General features: G+C 66.9%; 24 protein-coding genes. 16 read left to right on the top strand and 8 right to left on the bottom strand.

Annotated features, from left to right (window positions below; translation table 11 throughout):
• Nucleotides 1-172: 172 nt before the first annotated feature.
• The 3 genes from rpsT to mutM form a co-directional block, all read right to left on the bottom strand.
• Nucleotides 173-436 (bottom strand): 30S ribosomal protein S20, encoded by a 264-nt coding sequence (gene rpsT / locus D6850_RS16325; protein ID WP_121168677.1) that lies wholly within the window; start codon nt 434-436, stop codon nt 173-175.
• A 167-nt stretch (nt 437-603) separates the two neighbouring features.
• A complete protein-coding gene (locus tag D6850_RS16320) occupies nt 604-1,380 on the bottom strand; it encodes an enoyl-CoA hydratase (protein WP_121168676.1) in 777 nt (258 codons plus the stop codon).
• Between the two features lie 64 nt (nt 1,381-1,444).
• The gene (mutM, locus tag D6850_RS16315) at nt 1,445-2,296 is read right to left on the bottom strand and encodes a bifunctional DNA-formamidopyrimidine glycosylase/DNA-(apurinic or apyrimidinic site) lyase (protein ID WP_121168675.1); all 852 of its coding nucleotides are present in this window, start codon (nt 2,294-2,296) and stop codon (nt 1,445-1,447) included.
• Between the two features lie 218 nt (nt 2,297-2,514).
• Between mutM and ubiE the strand changes: the two genes are divergently transcribed.
• Complete coding sequence (ubiE, locus tag D6850_RS16310) at nt 2,515-3,258, top strand: bifunctional demethylmenaquinone methyltransferase/2-methoxy-6-polyprenyl-1,4-benzoquinol methylase UbiE (RefSeq protein ID WP_121168674.1); 744 nt, start codon at nt 2,515-2,517, stop codon at nt 3,256-3,258.
• 4 nt (nt 3,259-3,262) lie between these two features.
• Complete coding sequence (gene ubiB, locus D6850_RS16305) at nt 3,263-4,795, top strand: 2-polyprenylphenol 6-hydroxylase (protein WP_121168673.1); 1,533 nt, start codon at nt 3,263-3,265, stop codon at nt 4,793-4,795.
• An 85-nt stretch (nt 4,796-4,880) separates the two neighbouring features.
• Here ubiB and D6850_RS16300 read toward each other — a convergent pair whose 3' ends face one another.
• The 4 genes from D6850_RS16300 to D6850_RS16285 all read right to left on the bottom strand — a co-directional run bounded on the left by D6850_RS16300 (nt 4,881) and on the right by D6850_RS16285 (nt 8,036).
• Nucleotides 4,881-5,075, bottom strand: coding sequence for a hypothetical protein (locus D6850_RS16300; protein ID WP_121168672.1), 195 nt, complete (start codon nt 5,073-5,075; stop codon nt 4,881-4,883).
• 221 nt (nt 5,076-5,296) lie between these two features.
• Nucleotides 5,297-5,497 carry a hypothetical protein gene (locus D6850_RS16295; protein ID WP_121168671.1) on the bottom strand — a complete coding sequence of 67 codons (201 nt, stop codon included), beginning with the start codon at nt 5,495-5,497 and terminating at the stop codon, nt 5,297-5,299.
• Between the two features lie 345 nt (nt 5,498-5,842).
• Nucleotides 5,843-6,517 carry a flagellar hook capping FlgD N-terminal domain-containing protein gene (locus D6850_RS16290; protein WP_121168670.1) on the bottom strand — a complete coding sequence of 225 codons (675 nt, stop codon included), beginning with the start codon at nt 6,515-6,517 and terminating at the stop codon, nt 5,843-5,845.
• A 13-nt stretch (nt 6,518-6,530) separates the two neighbouring features.
• Nucleotides 6,531-8,036 (bottom strand): flagellar hook-length control protein FliK, encoded by a 1,506-nt coding sequence (locus D6850_RS16285; protein WP_166434099.1) that lies wholly within the window; start codon nt 8,034-8,036, stop codon nt 6,531-6,533.
• 209 nt (nt 8,037-8,245) lie between these two features.
• Here D6850_RS16285 and D6850_RS16280 point away from each other — a divergent pair, with 209 nt between their 5' ends.
• The 6 genes from D6850_RS16280 (at nt 8,246) to D6850_RS16255 (ending at nt 12,167) form a co-directional block, all read left to right on the top strand.
• Nucleotides 8,246-8,608: a rod-binding protein gene (locus tag D6850_RS16280; RefSeq protein ID WP_245964220.1), complete on the top strand. Its 363-nt coding sequence runs from the start codon at nt 8,246-8,248 to the stop codon at nt 8,606-8,608.
• A complete protein-coding gene (locus D6850_RS16275) occupies nt 8,598-8,963 on the top strand; it encodes a flagellar protein FlgN (RefSeq protein ID WP_121168668.1) in 366 nt (121 codons plus the stop codon). The genes D6850_RS16280 and D6850_RS16275 overlap by 11 nt, the downstream gene beginning before the upstream one ends.
• A 209-nt stretch (nt 8,964-9,172) precedes the next feature.
• Nucleotides 9,173-10,516, top strand: a complete 1,344-nt coding sequence (locus tag D6850_RS16270; protein ID WP_121168667.1) for a flagellin — start codon at nt 9,173-9,175, stop codon at nt 10,514-10,516.
• A 78-nt stretch (nt 10,517-10,594) separates the two neighbouring features.
• Complete coding sequence (flaF, locus tag D6850_RS16265) at nt 10,595-10,972, top strand: flagellar biosynthesis regulator FlaF (protein WP_121168666.1); 378 nt, start codon at nt 10,595-10,597, stop codon at nt 10,970-10,972.
• On the top strand, nt 10,969-11,373 hold the full coding sequence (flbT, locus tag D6850_RS16260) for a flagellar biosynthesis repressor FlbT (protein WP_121168665.1): 405 nt from the start codon (nt 10,969-10,971) through the stop codon (nt 11,371-11,373). The genes flaF and flbT overlap by 4 nt, the downstream gene beginning before the upstream one ends.
• A complete protein-coding gene (locus tag D6850_RS16255; protein WP_121168664.1) occupies nt 11,370-12,167 on the top strand; it encodes a DUF1217 domain-containing protein in 798 nt (265 codons plus the stop codon). Before flbT ends, D6850_RS16255 begins: the two co-directional genes overlap by 4 nt.
• Nucleotides 12,168-12,237: 70 nt before the next feature.
• On the opposite strand, the gene D6850_RS16250 is transcribed toward D6850_RS16255, so the two are convergent.
• The gene (locus D6850_RS16250) at nt 12,238-13,650 is read right to left on the bottom strand and encodes a FliI/YscN family ATPase (protein WP_121168713.1); all 1,413 of its coding nucleotides are present in this window, start codon (nt 13,648-13,650) and stop codon (nt 12,238-12,240) included.
• Between the two features lie 98 nt (nt 13,651-13,748).
• Here D6850_RS16250 and D6850_RS16245 point away from each other — a divergent pair, with 98 nt between their 5' ends.
• From D6850_RS16245 to flgH, 8 genes are read left to right on the top strand one after another with little or no spacing between them, the layout of a single operon-like run.
• Nucleotides 13,749-14,138 (top strand): FlgB family protein, encoded by a 390-nt coding sequence (locus tag D6850_RS16245; RefSeq protein WP_206019301.1) that lies wholly within the window; start codon nt 13,749-13,751, stop codon nt 14,136-14,138.
• A 24-nt stretch (nt 14,139-14,162) separates the two neighbouring features.
• The gene (gene flgC / locus D6850_RS16240; RefSeq protein ID WP_121168662.1) at nt 14,163-14,552 is read left to right on the top strand and encodes a flagellar basal body rod protein FlgC; all 390 of its coding nucleotides are present in this window, start codon (nt 14,163-14,165) and stop codon (nt 14,550-14,552) included.
• Between the two features lie 35 nt (nt 14,553-14,587).
• A complete protein-coding gene (fliE, locus tag D6850_RS16235; protein WP_121168661.1) occupies nt 14,588-14,878 on the top strand; it encodes a flagellar hook-basal body complex protein FliE in 291 nt (96 codons plus the stop codon).
• A gap of 4 nt (nt 14,879-14,882) precedes the next feature.
• Nucleotides 14,883-15,152: a flagellar biosynthetic protein FliQ gene (locus tag D6850_RS16230; protein WP_121168660.1), complete on the top strand. Its 270-nt coding sequence runs from the start codon at nt 14,883-14,885 to the stop codon at nt 15,150-15,152.
• 1 nt (nt 15,153) lies between these two features.
• Nucleotides 15,154-15,873, top strand: a complete 720-nt coding sequence (locus D6850_RS16225) for a flagellar hook-basal body complex protein (protein WP_121168659.1) — start codon at nt 15,154-15,156, stop codon at nt 15,871-15,873.
• A 9-nt stretch (nt 15,874-15,882) separates the two neighbouring features.
• Nucleotides 15,883-16,668, top strand: coding sequence for a flagellar basal-body rod protein FlgG (gene flgG / locus D6850_RS16220; protein WP_121168658.1), 786 nt, complete (start codon nt 15,883-15,885; stop codon nt 16,666-16,668).
• Entirely contained in the window at nt 16,668-17,084 is a 417-nt protein-coding gene (flgA, locus tag D6850_RS16215; protein WP_121168657.1) for a flagellar basal body P-ring formation chaperone FlgA, read from the top strand. Before flgG ends, flgA begins: the two co-directional genes overlap by 1 nt.
• Before the next feature lie 10 nt (nt 17,085-17,094).
• Nucleotides 17,095-17,823 carry a flagellar basal body L-ring protein FlgH gene (gene flgH / locus D6850_RS16210; protein ID WP_121168656.1) on the top strand — a complete coding sequence of 243 codons (729 nt, stop codon included), beginning with the start codon at nt 17,095-17,097 and terminating at the stop codon, nt 17,821-17,823.
• Nucleotides 17,824-17,826: the final 3 nt, after the last annotated feature.

Below are 17,826 nucleotides of genomic sequence, written 5' to 3'. Positions count from 1 at the left end.
CAAGCGCAAACTAGCAAGCCCCAGCGCGCCACGGCAACTCATCTTCGAGCTTGACTCCGGTTTACCGGCAAAAGAATCCCGACCGTTATTTTCCTGCCTCAAACGCAAAACGGGCGCCGCGTGAGCGGCGCCCATTTGGATCAAAGGCTTAGCCGATTCGGCTGCCGTAGCGTCAGCTAAGCGCTTTCACGCGCGCCGACAGACGCGACATTTTGCGCGCCGCGGTGTTCTTGTGAAAGACGCCCTTGGTCACGCCGCGCATCAGTTCGGGCTGGGCCGCGCGCAGCGCGGCGGCGGCCGCGTCCTTGTCGCCCGAGGCGATCGCCTCTTCGACCTTGCGCAGATAGGTGCGGATGCGCGAACGACGCGCCTTGTTGACGGCAAAGCGGGCCTCGTTCTGGCGCGCGCGTTTCTTGGATTGGGCTGTGTTGGCCATGTGAATCGGACCCTTTCTCGTGATGCGGTCGGTATGTGTTCAGTTCTCTATGCGTGACACATTCCCGGCGGGTCCCCCTCTCGGGGTGATGATTCTTGCCTGGGCGGGCATCACGCGCATATCTGGACTGCCTGTTAGTGCGCGAACGCGCGGAAGGCAAGCCCCGGTCACTTGTCGCGGAATTGCGCCTCGCGCTTTTCCATGAAGGCGGCCATGCCTTCCTTCTGGTCCTCGGTCGCGAACATCGAATGGAACACCCGGCGCTCGAACAAGAGCCCCTCGCGCAGCGTCGTTTCATAGGACCGGTTGACCGATTCCTTGACCGCCATCGCGGTTATCATCGATTTTTCGGAGATCTTGGCGGCGGCCGCCATCGCCTCTTCGCGCAGTTTCTTGACAGGGACCACGCGGCTGACAAGGCCCGAACGCTCGGCCTCCTCGGCGTCCATGAAGCGGCCCGTCAGGTTCATGTCCATCGCCTTGGACTTGCCGATGAAGCGGGTCAGGCGCTGCGAACCGCCAAGCCCGGCCATGACGCCGAGGTTGATTTCGGGCTGGCCGAACTTGGCCGTCTCGGACGCGATGATGAAGTCGCACATCATCGCCAGCTCGCACCCGCCGCCCAGCGCGTAACCCGACACGGCAGCGATAATCGGCTTGCGGATCCGCATGATCGCGTCGGCGTCGGGGCCGAAGAAATCCTCGGAGAACACCTCGACGAAGGTCTTTTCGCTCATCATCTTGATGTCGGCCCCGGCGGCGAACGCCTTGTCCGATCCGGTCAGGATGATGCAGCGCACCTTGTCGTTCTCCTGCGCGGCCTGAAGCGCGCTCACGAGCTCGCCCATGAGCTGATCGTTAAGCGCGTTCATCGCGTCGGGGCGGTTCAGGGTGATGATCGTGACGTGGTCTTCTGTCTCGACGGTGATCGTCTCAAAGGCCATGAAATCTGCTTTCGCTTGTTCCTGTCGCTGGCGCTGTCTTACCACCAAGGTACAGGCGTTCAACCTATCTTTGACATAGCGGGCAATAGAAGCTCGACCGCCCGGATTGCACGATGCGCCGCACCGTTCCGGGACAATCGGGCGTGCGGCAGGGCTGACCCTCGCGGTCGTAGACGTCAAAGCGGTGCTGGAAATATCCCAGCTCTCCATCGGCTTGGCGGTAATCGCGCAGGCTCGACCCGCCCGCCTCTATCGCCTCGCGCAGGACGGCGCGGATGACGGGGACCAGCGCCCGCGCGCGCCGCGCGCCCAGGTTGCGGGCCTTGCGCCGCGGCGAGACGCCCGCGCGAAAGAGCGCCTCGCAGACGTATATATTGCCGAGCCCGGCGACGATTCGCTGGTCCAGCAGCGCCGATTTGATCGGGCTCGCCCGTCCGCTGAGCGCGGCGGCAAGATAGGACTCGTCGAACCGGTTGCCCAGCGGCTCGGGGCCGAGTTTCGCAAGAAGCGGGTGATCCTCGCCCAACATGGTCGGATAAAGGTCCATCGCCCCGAAGCGGCGCGGATCGTTGAACGTGACGCGCGCGCCGCTCTCCATGTGAAAGACCACGTGATCGTGACGCTCGGGCGTCGCGTGCAGGCGCGCGCAACTCCCCAGCGGCGCGCCGGAAACGAGGATACGTCCCGACATGCCCAGGTGAATCAGCAGTGTCTCGTCCGAGTCGAGATCGGCGAGGATGTATTTCGACCGTCTGCGCAGCCGCAGCACGCGCTGCCCCGCCAGCCGCTCGGCCATGCGCTCCGGGAAGGGCCAGCGCAGATCGGGGCGGTTCACGTCAGCCCGCGCGATCACCGCGCTCTCCATCACCGGGACGAGGCCCGTCCGGACGGTTTCGACCTCTGGCAGTTCGGGCATGGCGGGACCTCGGGACAGCGGATGCCCGGACCCTATACATCGCGCGCGCCCCGCCCGGAATGCCCGAATGTCGCTTTACCAGCCGGGGCCGCGGATCGCGGCGGTCAACTGAGCGCGGTTCGACTGACTGCCGCATTTGCCCACGTTGCGAGAACGCCGCATTGTGTCCACCCCCTTGCACCCTGTAACAGGGGCTGAACAGCGGACAGGCAGGACCGATGAGCGACAAGACCACCCATTTCGGATTTCAGACCGTCCCCGAGGACGAGAAGGCGGGCCGCGTACGCGGCGTGTTCGGCAGCGTGGCCTCCAAATATGACGTTATGAACGACGCCATGTCGATGGGCATTCACCGCCTCTGGAAGGACGCGATGATGGACTGGCTTGCCCCGCGGGCCGGTCAGCGGCTGCTGGACGTGGCCGGCGGCACCGGCGACATCGCGTTCCGCTTTCTCAAACGCGCCGGATCGGGGCATGCGACCGTGCTCGACCTGACCGAAGCGATGCTGATCGAGGGACGCAAGCGCGCCGAGGCCGAGGCGATGGCCGACAGCCTCGACTGGGTGGTGGGCGACGCGATGGCGCTGCCCTTCGCCGACAACAGCTTTGACGTCTACACGATCAGTTTCGGCATCCGCAACGTGACCCGTCCGCAGGACGCGCTGAACGAAGCCTACCGCGTGCTGCGTCCCGGCGGGCGGCTGATGGTGCTCGAGTTCAGCCAGATCCCGAACGAGTTGATGCAATGGGCCTATGACCTCTACAGCTTCAACATCATCCCGCGCATGGGGCGGATGATTGCCGGGGATCGCGATAGCTACCAGTACCTCGTCGAATCGATCCGCCGGTTCCCGGACCAGGAAACCTTTCTCGGGATGGTGCAGGAGGCCGGGTTCGGCAACGCCAAGTATCGCAACCTGACGATGGGCGTCGCCTGCCTGCATTCCGGCTGGAAGCTCTAGGCCGATGCGCGGCCCGCACAACATCATCCGGCTCGTTCGCACCGGGGCCACTCTCGAACGGACCGGGGCGATGGGCGTCATCATGGACGCGATGGACGCGCCGCCGCTGGTGCGCGGCACGTTGCGGTTCCTCGCCTGGCCGTTCCAGTGGCTCGGCCTGCGCGGTGATCCGTCCATGCCGCCGGCGACCCGCGCGCTGACGGCCCTTGGTCCCGCCTACATCAAGTTCGGCCAGATCCTGTCGACACGCCCCGACCTCGTGGGCGAGGAACTGGCCACGCAGATGCGCGTCCTCCAGGACAAGCTACCGCCGTTCGATACCGCTCTCGCCAAGGCGAGCGTCGAGCACGAGCTGGGCCGCCCCGTCGAGGCGCTGTTCGACGAATTCAGCGCGCCCGTCGCCGCCGCGTCGATCGCGCAGGTTCACAAGGCGCGGATGCGCGACACCGGCGAAGCGGTTGCGGTCAAGGTGCTGCGCCCGGGCATCGAGCGCGCCTTTCGCGTCGATATCGACGCCTTCTATTTCGCCGCCAACATGATCGAACTGCTCTCTCCCTCCTCGCGCCGCCTGCGGCCCACGGACGTGATCGCCCATTTCGAGGGCGTGGTGATGGGCGAACTCGACCTGCGGCTCGAGGCGTCGTCAGCCTCCGAATTCGCGGCCAACACGGCGGACGACGCGGGCTTCCAGCTTCCGGCGGTACAATGGCATCTGTCGGCCCGTCGCGTGATGACGATGGGATGGGCCGACGGCGTGCCGCTGGGCGACAACGCCGCGATCGACGCGGCCGGGCATGACCGGGTGGCGCTGGGCAACCGGGTGCTGCAACTGTTCCTGAGCCACGCGCTGCGCGACGGGTATTTCCACGCCGACATGCACCAGGGCAACCTCAAGGTCGCGCCGAACGGGGACATCATTGCCTATGATTTCGGGATCATGGGCCATATCGACGAATATACCCGCCGGGTATACGCGGAAATCCTCTACGGGTTCATAAAGCGCGATTACCGCCGCGTCGCCGAGGTGCATTTCGAGGCCGGCTATGTCCCCGCCGATCGCGACGTGGACGAATTCGCCCGCGCGCTGCGCGCCGTCGGCGAGCCGATCTTCGGCATGGACGCCAGCAGCATCAGCATGGGCAGCCTGCTCAGCTACCTCTTCGAGGTAACGGAACGTTTCGGCATGGAGACGCGCACCGAGCTGATCCTGCTGCAACGCACCATGGTCGTGGTCGAAGGGGTCGCGCGGTCGCTCAACCCGCAGATCAACATCTGGCAGGTCGCCCGCCCGGTGGTCGAGGACTACATCCGTCAGAGCCTCGGGCCGCGCGCGCTTGCCCAGAGTCTGGGGCGAACCGCGATGGTGCTGTCGCGTTTCGGGCCGCGCCTGCCGCAGCTCGTTGAATCGGTGCTGATCCGCGCTTCGGCGCCGCGGCCGGAGCCGCCACGCCGTGATCGGCGCGACTTGGCGCTCTGGGGGATCGGCGGCGCCGTGTTCGGCGCCGCGCTTGTCGCGGCGGGCGTCACACTGTTCTGACGGAAGGTTGCCGCAAAAGCAGAAAGGCAGCCGCGTGGGCTGCCTTTCAGGTTGCTCTGTCCGCGTCGTGACGCGGTAAGTGCGCTCAGGTGTCGTCGCTCGAGTCGACAGCGGCGATCGCGATGATGGCGACAGCCACACCGGCAGCGACCAGCGCGCCGGTGCCCATGCCCATCGAGCCCTGGGTGGACACGAACGGGTCATTGTTGACGTCTTGCGCAGCGACCGGAGCGGCGGCGGCGAGGGCGAATGCCGCGGCGGTTGCGATAGTCTTGATCATGTTTTCGTTCCTCTTTTTAACCGGTTAATCCTGTAGCCATGAGGGGCGGAGGACGCCTTCACGCCGCCACTGTAACATTCTCTTTTTTCAAATGACATCAGAAATTTTTCCATGGGCGACCTGATGCTTTTCGGCATCTCTGGTCTCACCGGGAACGAAAAAGGCAGCCTAGGCGGGCTGCCTTCTCCTCGTGCCGTTGCGCAGTTGCGCCCCGTAAAATTTCAGGTGTCGTCGCTTGCGTCGATCGCCGCGATCGCGATGATGCCGACAGCCACGCCGGCCGCGACCAGCGCGGCGGTGTTCATGCCCATCGAGCCCTGGGTCGACACGAACGGATCATTGCTGACGTCCTTGGCGGCGACGGGCGCCGCTGCGGCGGCGGCAAGCGCCGCAGCGGCTGCGAAAGTCGTGAGTTTCTTCATTGCTCTCTCCAAGCTTGAATTGAATTTGAATCTCCACAAACCTTGCCGTGAATATCGCACAATCAAACCGAAAACGGAACGGTTTTCCCTGGTTTGCGCCTTTTGTGCGGGAGATTGCCGAACCGCCGCGAGATTTAGTCAAGCCATTGTGAACACGCTAAATTAATAACACCTTGCCGGGTGATCATTCGCCCGGATGCCTTGCCGCAGCCGTCAGAATGTTGTCATGCCGCAACAGTTCAAGGCGCAACTGGTCCGGCCAACGGGCGCGGGAGGGCGGAGCGCAAAGGCGTCATTCCCGAAACCAGGGTCCGGCGCGGACGCTAATCGCCCCAAGGGGCGCGCTCACGCCGCGTCCGCGCGCAAAAGGGCATCGACCGACGCCGCCGGCATTTCGTGGCCGCCCTCCATCACCAGGATCGTGCTGCCTCCTGCAAGCCGGGCTTCGACGATCTTCGCCTGCGATTTGACCGGGGTCGAGCCGAGCAGCGACTCGCCTCGGAACGAATCGACGCTCAGGCTGTAGGTTCCGTCGGGCAACGCCGCGCCGGTGTCGTCGCGTCCGTTCCAGGTCATGTCGCCGCCGCCGGGCGGCACGGCCTGCTGATGGACGATGGCCCCCGCCTCGTTGCGCACGACGAGCTGCGCGAGGTCGCTGTCCGCTTCGGTCGTGTAGCGCAACGCGACGGGCGCGCCGTCAAAGGCGATCGGCATCTCGGCCCGCGCGACCATGCCGACCCATCCCTGGAGTTGCCCAAACCCCATGAGGCCCATCTGTTCGGACAGTCCGCCAAGCAGTTCATTCGTGCGCACCTGTTGCTCAACCGCCGAGAAAGCGGCGAGCTGTGAAGCGAAATCGGAGGAATCCACCGGGTTGAGCGGATCCTGGTTCTCCATTTGCACCGTCAGCATCTTCAGAAATGTCTCGAAATCGGAGCTGAGCGCGTCCGTCGCCGCGGCCGGGCTTTGGGGGCGCGGTTCCGAAGCGGGCCGAGGGGTTTGAGACGTGTTGATTTCCATGCGGATTCCTCCTTCAGAGACGGATATCGAGCCGATCCGCGCGCGTCGCGCGCTGCGACGGCGCGACGTCGGTCATCGCCGGTGGGACAGACGGCTCGTCCTGTGTTGCGGAGGGCGATCGCCCCGATCCCGAGCGGTCTTGCGCATCACGCTCATGGGAAAATGCGAAGCTGCTTCCGCCGTAGCCAATATCGCGGAACGCTTCCGACAAGAGCTCGATATGGCGGCGTATAAGGTCGAGCGTTTCGCCCCGTTCCGCCGACACCGTCACATGCATCATCCCGTCCGCGCCACTCAGCGTGATCCGCACCCGGCCAAGCTCGGCCGGGTTGAGATTGAGATCGATGGGCCGCTCGCCGCCGCCGCGCGCGGCCTCGGCAATCTGAACCGCCACGCGCCGCGCGTCATCGGGGCGATGCGGCGAGGCGGGCTGAACGTCGGACGGCCCGATGCGCCCGCCGCGCCAATCCTGCGCCCCAAGTTCCGCCGTATCGGAGGCGTGGTCGGCGAGCGGGCCGCTCAAGGGACGTTCGGCAATTCCGAAAGGTCCGGTAGCCGAGGAGGCAGGCGATTGCGCCCCCCCGGCGCGGATGTTCTCGCCCTGAACGAGGCGCAAGGGTTGGGCGTTTCGCGCACCCGGTTCGCGCGGGTCCGAGGCGCCGGAAGCCACGCCGCGCGCGGCCGCATCATGCCGCGGGCCCGGTTGATCGGTTAGGGGCGGGTCTGTCGCTTCAGGGACACTCCTGCCAATGGATCCGCCGGTTGTCGTTGTCGCCGCCTGCAATGAATCGCTGCGCGCGTTTGCAAGGGTCAGGGCCGCGGTCCCATTCGGCGAACCGATGCCTTGACCGCGCGCTGCGCCGGTCGCGTCGGATCGCATCTGCGCCGTGCCCTCACCCACCTGGCCGAGATCGGCTCGCCCGCTTCCGACCGGTCGCAACGGTCCCGCCATGTCGCCGACCTTTGCGCCAATCCCGTCAGATAGGTTCGTCGACGCCGAAGAGGGCAGGGGCGCCGACCGCGGCGCAGCTTCCTTGAGAGGTCCGCCATCAGGGCGGGCGGCCATTTGCGCCTTGGCGCCGGGTCCGGACGCCTTGCCGGCGTCGACGGGGGTTTCCGGCATCTCCATGCGCACTACGGCCGGCCGCGCCCGATCGGGCGGGGGTCCTGCGAAACGGTCCTGGCCAAGGCCCTGGAGGTTAAACACCGCCGATTCCTGCGGTGGGTTCGCGGCGCGTTGTGAAACCGGCAGGGCAGGGTGTCCGGCGCCGCTTTCGCCCGGCGTAACCGACGACGCCGCAAGCCCCTGACCAGCCGTGTCCGCAAGGGGTGAGCCTTCCGCCTCGGCCTCCGGGCGCAGTTGATCCGGTCGCGCTTGAAACCCCGCCTGGTCTGACGTGGGCGTGCCGGAATCATGATCGTCGGAACGCTGTGCGTTTTCCTCGTGATTGCGGGCGCCGGTCAGGCCGGTGTCCCCTGATCGCGCGGCCCGCCCGGTGGTATTGTCCCTCTCGGCCATGTTTGCTGCGCCATCGGCACCATCCGCTCGTTCGCGATAGAGCTCATCGAAACGTTCACCCGAACGCCGCCCGGAACCGTCCGCGCCGCGGCGCCCCACAGGCGGGGATGGCGTATCCTGTCGCGCCGCGCCCGGTGAAACCGGGCCGGCAGGGGCGGAAAGGGGGCTGGGCATCTCTACCTCCGGGTGTCTTCCTCGATGCGCCGAGCATGCCCGATTCCGGTTACCGCTTCTTTACCGCTTTGCGTTTCAATGAGGTTGAATTCGCTCAATTCGAGGTAAACAGCGTGACCGATATTCCGCCGATCCAACCGATGACGCCACGCCCGGGGGTCGCCGCCGCGTCGCCCGCACGCGAGGCCGCCGAAAGGCTGGAGGCGGCGTTTCTTGCCGAAATGCTCAAGGCTGCTGGCCTCGGAACCCAACCGAAGGCGTTCGGCGGCGGCATCGGCGAAGAGCAGTTCGCCTCGTTCCAGCGCCAGGCACTGGCGGAAGAGATGGTGCGATCGGGCGGGATCGGCCTCGCGGACAGTTTTTATCAGGCACTGATGGAGAAAAATGATGACAGATGACCCGAACGACACCCAGATCCTGATCGACCGGCTCGACCAGCTGCTTGAGGAAGAGCGCCGCGCGCTGCTGGTCGGCGACCTCGACGGGATCGGCGCGCTGCTGACGGCCAAGGAGGCGCTGATCGACGCGCTCAACGCGGCCGGGCATGCCGGCGGGGCCGAAATCGGCGCGCTGCATGGCAAGGTGATTCGCAACCAGGCCCTTCTTGACGGGGCGTTGCAGGGGATTCGCAGGGTCGCCGGCCGCATGGCGGCCTTTCGCAAGATTCGCCGGACGCTCGAAACCTATGACGAAAGCGGGCGCAAGACCGTGTTGCAGGGCGAAATCGTGCATGAGTTCGAAAAACGCGCCTGATCGAATTTGAGGCAAATGCCGGTCAGATGGCGCGCACGGCTTAGCAGTCCGTTAGCAACTCGCGGCGCATTGTCCCCCTGCATCCGATCTGGATGGCGCAGTCGGTCCGGCGGACCTCCTGCACTTGTCAGAAAGACAGTTCAGGCCGTCCCCCGATGGGGGCGCGACGTGTAACCGGCGCAAAGCGCCACAGGCTCAAGGAACATGCAATGTCCAGCATTCTGACCAACAATGGCGCGATGACCGCGCTGCAAACCCTGAAATCGGTGAACTCGAACCTGACCAAGACCCAGGACATGATTTCGACCGGCAAGAAGGTTGCGAGCGCGAAAGACAATTCGGCGATCTTCGCGATTTCCAAGGTGATGGAATCCGACGTGAAGGGGTTCAAGGCCATCAGCGACAGCCTGTCGCTTGGCCAAAGTTCGGTCGCCGTGGCGCGCAACGCCTCGGAAACCGTGACCGACCTCCTGATCGACATGAAGGCGAAAATCGTCGCCGCACAGGAAGAGAACGTCGATCGCTCCTCGATCCAGACCGACATCGACGCGCTCGAGGAACAGATCAAATCGGTCGTTAGCGCGGCGCAGTTCAACGGGCTCAACCTGATCGACGGGTCGAGCACGGACAAGATGAACATCCTCGCCTCGCTCGATCGCGACGCCAACGGCAACGTGACCAGCCGCCATATCGAGGTCGAACGCCAGAACCTTTCGGTATCCACGCCAGTCACCGCCCAAACCTTCGGGGGTACGGATGCTGCCAATACCGCGGCGGCAAGCGCCATCTTCCAGGGTTCGGGCGCGAACACGATCCACGATGACACCGTCTTTGATCCGGGGACCAACAACACCGACACCATCTCCAACAACGCGAACGAAACGTTCACCATCGGGCAGGTCGCCGAAGGCAACAGCTATCAGATCGTGCTCGACAACGTGACCGTCAACGTGGCGGGCGGCGGCACGACCGCCGGCCAGCGGACCTTCGAATACGTCGCGCGCGCGACCGATGGCACCGAGGACGTGGCGCGGAACCTCACGAACCAGATCAACGCCTTCTTCGGCGCGGCGACGGGTTCGGGGCTGGGCTATACCGTGACGCAGGGGACCGGAACGAACACCAACCAGTTCACGATCAACAACGGCGACGCGGGGACAAGCAACGGTGACATTAATATCTTCGCCCGTGTTCAGACCGGCGGAACGGCGGGATCGAGCGCATCCTCGGGCGGTCTTAGCGCGGTGCAGAATATCGACGTCACCACGGATGCCGGCGCCACGGGCGCGCTGGATGCGATCGATGGGCTGATCAAACAGGCGACCAACGCCTCCGCGGCGTTTGGCTCGGCCGAGAGCCGGGTGGAGACGCAGGTCAGCTTCGTCTCGAAGCTCACCGATTCGCTCAAGTCCGGTATCGGCGCGTTGGTCGATGCGAACATGGAAGAGGCGTCGGCGCGGCTTCAGGCGCTCCAGGTGCAGCAGCAGCTGGCGGTCCAGTCGCTGTCCATCGCCAACCAGGCGCCGCAGAGCATCCTGTCGCTGTTCCGGTGATGACCGACCTTCAGGCGCGCCTGCGGGCGCGCCTGACCTCAGCCCCGTCACCCCGAACAGAGCCGGAAGGATGCAAACGTGAACGCCATTCGCCAAGCGCAGGACGCCTACAGCCGAAGCGCGCGCACCATCAAGACCCCCCGCAGCGCCGAGTACGAGGCCTTCGCGCGGGTAACCAACAGGATCAGATCGAGCGCCGGGTCGGGATCGCGCGGCTTCGCGCGGCTGGCCGATGCGCTGCACGACAACCGCAGGCTCTGGACCCTGCTCGCGACCGACGTGGCGGACGACGCCAACCCGTTGCCGCCCGAGATCAGGGCGCGGATCGTCTATCTCGCCGAGTTCACCCATCTGCACAGCTCCAGGGTGCTGACCGAGGGCGCCTCTCCCGCGCCGCTGATCGAGATCAACACCGCCGTCATGGGCGGGCTGCGCGAGCGGGGGCGGGAAGGATGAGCGGCCTCGTTCTCAAGCTCGGCCCGAAGGAGCGTGTGCTCATCAACGGCGCGGTGGTCGAGAACGGCGATCGGCGGTCGCGCCTGTCGATCGTCACGCCGGATGCGAACATCCTGCGCCTGCGCGACGCGATCCACCCCGATGAGGCCACCACGCCTGTGCGGCGGGTCTGCTACGCCGCGCAACTCGTCCTGTCGGGGGACGCCGACCCGGCCGACGCGCGCCTGCCGCTCTTGCGCCATATCGAGGAATTGAGCCAGGTGTTGACCGACCCGGACAGCCACGCGCGCCTGACGGCGGCCACGCAGGCGATTCTCGACGGACAGTTTTACCAGTGCCTGAAATCGCTGCGCGCGCTGCTCCCGCGCGAGGAACGGCTGCTGGCGCACCGCGCGTCATGAGCTATCAGCCGGTCATTCCCCTCGGCGGCCTTGCCGGGTGGTCCTTCCTCACGCGCACGCGCGAGGCGCAGGCCGCCGCATTCGACAGCGGCGCGCGCATCACCCGCGACACCGCGTATTTCGAGGCCAAGATCGGCGAGATCGAGACGGCCGAGCAGCTGGTCTCGGACCGGCGGCTGCTGCGCGTCGCGCTTGGCGCATTCGGATTGCAGGACGATCTCGACAGCAAGGCCTTCGTGCGCAAGATCCTCGAGGGCGGCACCCAAGCCGAAGGCGCGCTCGCCACCCGCCTCACGGATACACGCTACCGCGAGTTCGCGGATGCGTTCGGGTTCGGCAACCTCGTCGGCGCGCGCACGGGTTTCGAAGGGTTTGGCCAGCAGATCACCGCCAGGTTTCGCGCCCGCCAGTTCGAGGTCGCCGTGGGCGAGCAGGACCAGTCCATGCGCCTCGCCATGACGGCCGAGCGCGCCCTGCCCGACATCGCCGCCGGTTCCGCCAGCGACGAGACGAAGTGGCTGCGCGTCATGGGCAATCCGCCGCTGCGCGAGGTCTTCGAACGCGCGCTGGGCCTGCCCGACGGATTCGGTCAGATCGATCTCGACCGCCAGGTCGAGGAGCTCCAGGATCGCGCCGCGCGCCAACTGGGCATCGACAGCCTGGATCGGATGGCCGACGCGGACATGCGTCAGCGGCTCATTGAACGCTATCTGTTGCGCGAACAGGTGTCGGGTTTCGCGGCGCAGACCGGCGGCTCCGTCGCGCTCGCGCTATTGGAGAGCGGCAGCCGATAGGCGCCCGCCGCAAAACAACGCGCCGGAGCGGGACAGGCCATCCCTGTCTCGACGACAGCGTCGTCAGGCTTCATTGATCGCCCGTATTCGCCCGGGGACTGGACGGCGAACGCGCCGGCAGGGACGCACCGGCTGGTTTCGGCGCCTGGCCCGCGCGGGCCGCGCCTGCGCGCCGCAGGATCAGTGCAAGCCTGTCGAAACTGTTGCGGACAGAGACCGGTTCGCGCTCGGCGATGAAAGCGTCGAGCTCGGGCCAGGCGCGGATCGCGACGTCGAGCTCGGGATCGGAGCCTTCGGTGTAGAGCCCGGCGCGCAGCATCGCTTCCGAGCGCGCGTAGGCGCCCAACAGGCCGCGCACCCGACCGATCGTCGCATTCTCATCCGGCGTCGCCGCGCCGGGAAGGCTGCGCGACACGGAGCGCAACAGATCGATCGCGGGGTATCGCCCCCGTTCGGCAATCTCGCGGTCCATCACCACGTGGCCGTCAAGCACGCCGCGCAGAATATCGGCCACCGGTTCGTCCATGTCCGAGCCTGCGACGAGCACGCTGAGGATGGCGGTGATTGCCCCCTGCCCCACGACGCCCGGCCCCGCGCGTTCGCAAAGCGACATGATCGTGTGCGCGGTGGAGGCCGGAAAGCCGCGCAGGCTCGGCAACTCGCCGGCGGCGGTCGCGACCTCGCGATGCGCCTCGGCGAAGCGGGTGATCGAATCGGCCAGCAACAGCACGTCGCGCCCGCTATCGCGGAAATGTTCGGCCACCGCCATCGCCGTCCACGCGCAGCGCCGGCGCACCAGCGGCGCACGGTCCGACGTCGCCGCCACCACGACGGCGCGCGCCATCCCCTCGGGTCCAAGCACGTTCTCGACGAAGTCGCGCAATTCGCGCCCGCGCTCCCCGATCAGCGCAAAGACGACCACATCCGCCTGCATGTGCCGCCCGAGGCGTCCCAGAAGGCTCGATTTTCCCACGCCCGAGCCGGCGAACAACCCGAGCCGCTGCCCGCGCACGATGGGCAACGCGGTGTTGAAGACCGCCATCCCCGTTTCCAGCCGCTCGCCCAGCGGCGCGCGCCGCGCGGGCGGTGGAGGGGCGGCGCGCAGCGACCGGGGTTGCGCGCCGGGCAGGAGCGGGCGGCCGTCCAGCGGCGCGCCGAACGGATCGATCACGCGCCCGATCCAGTGATCGGCGGGCGCGATCCTCACGGGCCCGTGCAGCGCCACCGGATCGCCCAGCGACACGCCGGTCGTATCCTCGTCGGGCAGCATCACGGCGCCCGCGGGCCCCAGCTGAACGATCTCGCCCCAGAGAGCCGGCTGCCCGGCGCGCATCACGCAGAGCCGGTCGCCCAGCCGCGCCGCATCGGGCAGTCCCGACACGTCGAGCGTGGCGCCCGCCACCGTGGCGACCCGGCCCACCGCGCGCGCCGCCCGGAGGTCCGATATCACCGCCCCGAGGCCGGCCAATCCGCTGTCATGCATCGCGCGCTCCATCAATTTCGCGAAAACGATTCCTGAAAACAATTTTTAAAGGAATCAGGGTTAAGCCTTGGTTGAAACCGATCGAGGGAGAAGCCCCGATGTTCGAGAAACTGGAAATCTTCCGCATGGCGCAGGCGATGGCTGCCCATGCGGGGGCGCGGCAGGCGGTCGTGGCGCGTAACATGGCCAATGCCGACACCCCCGGCTACGCCGCGCGCGATATCGCCCCCTTCGCCGAAGCCTACCAAGGTCAGGACCGGCGTTTCGCGGCCCGCGCGACGCGCGCCGCGCATCTCACTGGCGCGCCCGGCGGGGGCGGATTCGAAACCGTCCGACGCCCCGGCGGAATGAGCGATCCCAACGGCAACTCTGTTTCGCTCGAGGCCGAGATGCTCAATGCGGTCGAGGTCAAGCGCCAGCATGACCGCGCCATCGCCATCTACAAATCCGGCCTGACCATCCTGCGCGCCGCCGCCGGGCGGCGCTGACGCGCCCCGCAAGGAGCATCCCGAATGACCGACTTTTCCGACGCCCTCAGCCTGTCGACCAGCGGCCTCAAGGCGCAGTCGCGCCGCTTGCGCCACGTGTCCGAGAACATCGCCAACGCCGACACGCCCGGATACCGGCGCAAGACCGTCTCGTTCGAGACGGCGATGTCCGGCGCCATCCCGGGGTTGGTGGAGCCGGGGCGCGTGCGGCTCGACCAAAGCGAGCTCGAGAGCGTCTTCGATCCCGGCCACCCGATGGCGGATGAAACCGGCCACCATAACGGCTCGAATGTGGACCTGGTGATCGAGATCGCGGACGCGCGCGAAGCGCAGCGCAGCTACGAGGCGAACCTCAAGATGTTCGACCAGGCGCGGCAGATGTCGTCCAGCCTGATGGACCTGCTGCGCCGCTGACGACCAGAAACGAAACCTCATGAAAGGAGTCCAGAATGGATGTCTCCGCCCTCAACGCCACGCAGAAATATGCAGCCGCCCGCCCCGCCACGCAGCCCGAACCGGGCAGCGGGGGGGCCGGGGAGATGGCCGCCGGCCTCGCGCGGGATTTCGCCGCGACCTTGCAGGAGGCCGAAACCACCGCCAAGGCCGCGATGATGGGCGAAGCCGACCCCCATGCGCTCGTCCAGGCGCTGGCGCAGTCGGAACTGGCGGTTGAAACCGCGGTGACGGTGCGCGACCGGGTGGTCGAGGCCTACCAGGAAATCCTGCGGATGCCGGTCTGAGCGGATGCACAACGAGCTGATCTTTTTCGACACGATGCGCCAGGGCCTCTGGGTGGCGGTGATCGTCTCTGTCCCGATACTCGCGGTTGCGCTGATCGCCGGGCTGACGGTGGGGCTGTTCCAGGCGCTCACCTCGGTGCAGGAGATGACGCTGACCTTCGTGCCCAAGCTGATCGCGATCGTCGCCGTGTTCTGGATGTCGATGGGGTTCATGACGCAGACGCTGGTGTCCTTCTTCCAGGACCGGCTGATTCCGCTCATCATCGGAGGATGACATGGATAACGTAGGTTACACCGCGCTTACCCGGCAATCCGGGCTGATGCGCGAGATGCAGATCGTGGCGAACAACATCGCCAACGCCGCCACCACCGGCTTCCGGCAGGAGGGGCTGATCTTCGCCGAGCACGTCAAGCGGATGGAGGACGGCCCGTCGTTGTCGATGGCCTCGGCGGACGTGCGCATGACCTCGACGGTGCAGGGCGGGCTCAGGCAGACCGGCGGCGCGCTCGATCTCGCGATCGAGGGCGACGGGTTCTTCCTGGTCGAGACGCCCAAGGGCGTGCGGCTGACCCGCGCCGGGGCCTTCGCGTTTTCGGCGACAGGCGATCTCGTCACGCCGGACGGGTTCCGCGTGCTCGACGCCGGCGGCGCGCCCGTGTTCGTCCCGCCCGACGCCGCCGATCTCGGCGTCGCCGCGGACGGCACGATAAGCGGCGACGGCAGGCCGCTGGCGCAGATCGGGCTGGTCATGCCGACCGATTCCATCGGCCTTCTGCGCGAGGACGGCGTGATGTTCCGCTCGGAGAACGGGGTCGAGCCGGCCATCGGCGGCCGTATCCTGCAAGGCTATCTCGAGGGGGCCAATGTCGATCCCATCGGCCAGATCGCCCGAATGATCGAGGTCCAGCGCGCCTACGAGATGGGCCAGAGCTTTCTCGACGCCGAGAACGAACGCCTGCGCACCGCGATGCAAACCTTCATTTCCACACGATAGGAGCCTGACATGCGCGCCCTCAAGATCGCCGCCACGGGCATGGCGGCCCAGCAGATGCGGGTCGAGACCATCTCGAACAACCTCGCGAACATGTCCACCACCGGCTACAACACCCGCCGCGCGGAGTTTGCGGACCTGCACTACCAGCAGATGGCGCGCCCCGGCACGGTGAACGCCGCCGACGGCACGGTGCTGCCCACCGGCGTGCAACTCGGGCTCGGGGTGCGGCCCGCCGCGGTGTCGGTGCACCTGCAGCAGGGGTCGCTCTCGGCCACGGGCGGCGATCTCGACCTCGCGATCGAGGGCAACGGCTATCTCGAGGTCACGCTGCCCTCGGGGCAGGCGGCCTACACGCGCGACGGGGCGCTGAAACGCTCGGCGGAGGGGCTGATCGTCAACTCCGAGGGCTTCGCCGTCGCCCCGGAAATCGTGATCCCGGAGGACGCGCGCTCGATCTCGGTCAACGGCGCGGGCGAGGTGTACGCCTATTTCCGCGACAGCACCGAGGCGCAATTGCTCGGGCAGTTCACCCTCACCGGCTTTACCAACGCCAAGGGGCTGGAGGCGCGCGGCGGCAACCTCTTCAGCGAGACCGAGGCCTCGGGCCCGCCGCTCACCACCACGCCCGGGCAGGACGGGCTGGGCACGCTGCGGCAGGGGTATCTCGAGGACAGTTCCGTCGACCCGGTGCGCGAGGTGACCGAGCTGATCGAGGCGCAACGGGGCTATGAGCTCAATTCCAAGGTCATTTCCGCCGCCGACCAGATGCTTGGCGCGACGACCCAGATCCGCTGATGCGCGCGCTCGCCCTTCTCGCCGCGCTCGCCGCTCCGCCCGCCGCCGCCGACACCGTCGTCGCGGCGCGCACCATCCGCGCGCAAACGCTCATCGGGGCGCAGGATGTCGCGGTCAAGAAGGGCGACGTGGTCGGCGCGGTTTCCGATGTCGACACCGTCATCGGACAGGAGGCGCGCGTCGCGCTCTATGCCGGCCGGCCCATCCGTCCCGGCGATGTCGGCCCGCCCGCCTTGGTCGAGCGCAACCAGATCGTCGCGCTGATCTACGCCGCCGGCGGCGTCGCCATCCAGACCGAGGGCCGCTCGCTGTCGCGCGCCGGGCCCGGCGAACGGGTGCGGGTGATGAACCTCGCCTCGCGCCTCACCGTTTCGGGCCACGTCCTGCCGGACGGGCGCGTGCAGGTTTCGAACTGAAGGAATACCCATGCATCGTTCGCTCCGTTATCTCTGCCTCGTCGCCCTCGCCTCGGCCTGCGGCAAGATGGATCACCTCGGCAAGGCGCCGAGCTTTACCCCCGTCTCGGACGGGCCCGAGCAGGCGGCGATGTTCGGCAGCGACCTGCCCGCCACGCTCGAGCCCCACCGCGCCACGGACCGCGCCTCGCTCTGGGCGTCGGGGCGTCAATCGCTGCTGGGCGACCGGCGCGCGATGCAGCGGGGCGACATCCTCACCGTGGTGATCGAGATCGACGACGAGGCCGAGATATCGAACTCCACCTCGCGCTCGCGCTCGAGCTCCGAAAGCATGGGCGTGCCGCAGCTCTTCGGCATTCCCCAGCGGCTTGACGAGAAACTGCCCGAGGGCGCCAGCATGGCCGACGCGGTGTCGATCAATGCCGCCGGCCGCTCGGGCGGTGACGGATCCGTCAAGCGGCGCGAGGAGCTGACCCTGCGGGTGGCCGCCACGATCATGCAGGTGCTCCCGAACGGCGTGTTGTCGATCCAGGGCAGCCAGGAAGTGCGCGTCAATTTCGAGATGCGCGAACTGCTGGTCAGCGGCTACGTGCGCCCCGCCGACATTTCGCGCCAGAACGAGATCACTTATGACAAGATCGCCTCGGCTCGGATTTCCTATGGCGGGCGCGGCCAGATCACCGATGTGCAACAGCCGCGGATCGGCCAGCAGGTGCTGGACGCGGTCCTGCCGTTCTGAGGA

It is taken from the genome of Roseovarius spongiae (assembly GCF_003651245.1).
In the GTDB taxonomy this organism is placed as follows: Bacteria; Pseudomonadota; Alphaproteobacteria; order Rhodobacterales; family Rhodobacteraceae; genus Roseovarius; species Roseovarius spongiae.
Note: the sequence above shows the minus strand (reverse complement) of the source record. Positions and strands in the feature narration are given on the sequence as shown.

What these genes read in the sequence shown, in the direction of transcription:
- rpsT (WP_121168677.1), bottom strand. Translation starts at nt 436, where the DNA reads ATGGCCAACACAGCCCAATCCAAGAAACGCGCGCGCCAGAACGAGGCC.
- D6850_RS16320 (WP_121168676.1), bottom strand. Translation starts at nt 1,380, where the DNA reads ATGGCCTTTGAGACGATCACCGTCGAGACAGAAGACCACGTCACGATC.
- mutM (WP_121168675.1), bottom strand. Translation starts at nt 2,296, where the DNA reads ATGCCCGAACTGCCAGAGGTCGAAACCGTCCGGACGGGCCTCGTCCCG.
- ubiE (WP_121168674.1), top strand. Translation starts at nt 2,515, where the DNA reads ATGAGCGACAAGACCACCCATTTCGGATTTCAGACCGTCCCCGAGGAC.
- ubiB (WP_121168673.1), top strand. Translation starts at nt 3,263, where the DNA reads ATGCGCGGCCCGCACAACATCATCCGGCTCGTTCGCACCGGGGCCACT.
- D6850_RS16300 (WP_121168672.1), bottom strand. Translation starts at nt 5,075, where the DNA reads ATGATCAAGACTATCGCAACCGCCGCGGCATTCGCCCTCGCCGCCGCC.
- D6850_RS16295 (WP_121168671.1), bottom strand. Translation starts at nt 5,497, where the DNA reads ATGAAGAAACTCACGACTTTCGCAGCCGCTGCGGCGCTTGCCGCCGCC.
- D6850_RS16290 (WP_121168670.1), bottom strand. Translation starts at nt 6,517, where the DNA reads ATGGAAATCAACACGTCTCAAACCCCTCGGCCCGCTTCGGAACCGCGC.
- D6850_RS16285 (WP_166434099.1), bottom strand. Translation starts at nt 8,036, where the DNA reads ATGGCCGAGAGGGACAATACCACCGGGCGGGCCGCGCGATCAGGGGAC.
- D6850_RS16280 (WP_245964220.1), top strand. Translation starts at nt 8,246, where the DNA reads ATGCCCGATTCCGGTTACCGCTTCTTTACCGCTTTGCGTTTCAATGAG.
- D6850_RS16275 (WP_121168668.1), top strand. Translation starts at nt 8,598, where the DNA reads ATGACAGATGACCCGAACGACACCCAGATCCTGATCGACCGGCTCGAC.
- D6850_RS16270 (WP_121168667.1), top strand. Translation starts at nt 9,173, where the DNA reads ATGTCCAGCATTCTGACCAACAATGGCGCGATGACCGCGCTGCAAACC.
- flbT (WP_121168665.1), top strand. Translation starts at nt 10,969, where the DNA reads ATGAGCGGCCTCGTTCTCAAGCTCGGCCCGAAGGAGCGTGTGCTCATC.
- D6850_RS16255 (WP_121168664.1), top strand. Translation starts at nt 11,370, where the DNA reads ATGAGCTATCAGCCGGTCATTCCCCTCGGCGGCCTTGCCGGGTGGTCC.
- D6850_RS16250 (WP_121168713.1), bottom strand. Translation starts at nt 13,650, where the DNA reads ATGCATGACAGCGGATTGGCCGGCCTCGGGGCGGTGATATCGGACCTC.
- D6850_RS16245 (WP_206019301.1), top strand. Translation starts at nt 13,749, where the DNA reads ATGTTCGAGAAACTGGAAATCTTCCGCATGGCGCAGGCGATGGCTGCC.
- flgC (WP_121168662.1), top strand. Translation starts at nt 14,163, where the DNA reads ATGACCGACTTTTCCGACGCCCTCAGCCTGTCGACCAGCGGCCTCAAG.
- fliE (WP_121168661.1), top strand. Translation starts at nt 14,588, where the DNA reads ATGGATGTCTCCGCCCTCAACGCCACGCAGAAATATGCAGCCGCCCGC.
- D6850_RS16230 (WP_121168660.1), top strand. Translation starts at nt 14,883, where the DNA reads ATGCACAACGAGCTGATCTTTTTCGACACGATGCGCCAGGGCCTCTGG.
- D6850_RS16225 (WP_121168659.1), top strand. Translation starts at nt 15,154, where the DNA reads ATGGATAACGTAGGTTACACCGCGCTTACCCGGCAATCCGGGCTGATG.
- flgG (WP_121168658.1), top strand. Translation starts at nt 15,883, where the DNA reads ATGCGCGCCCTCAAGATCGCCGCCACGGGCATGGCGGCCCAGCAGATG.
- flgA (WP_121168657.1), top strand. Translation starts at nt 16,668, where the DNA reads ATGCGCGCGCTCGCCCTTCTCGCCGCGCTCGCCGCTCCGCCCGCCGCC.
- flgH (WP_121168656.1), top strand. Translation starts at nt 17,095, where the DNA reads ATGCATCGTTCGCTCCGTTATCTCTGCCTCGTCGCCCTCGCCTCGGCC.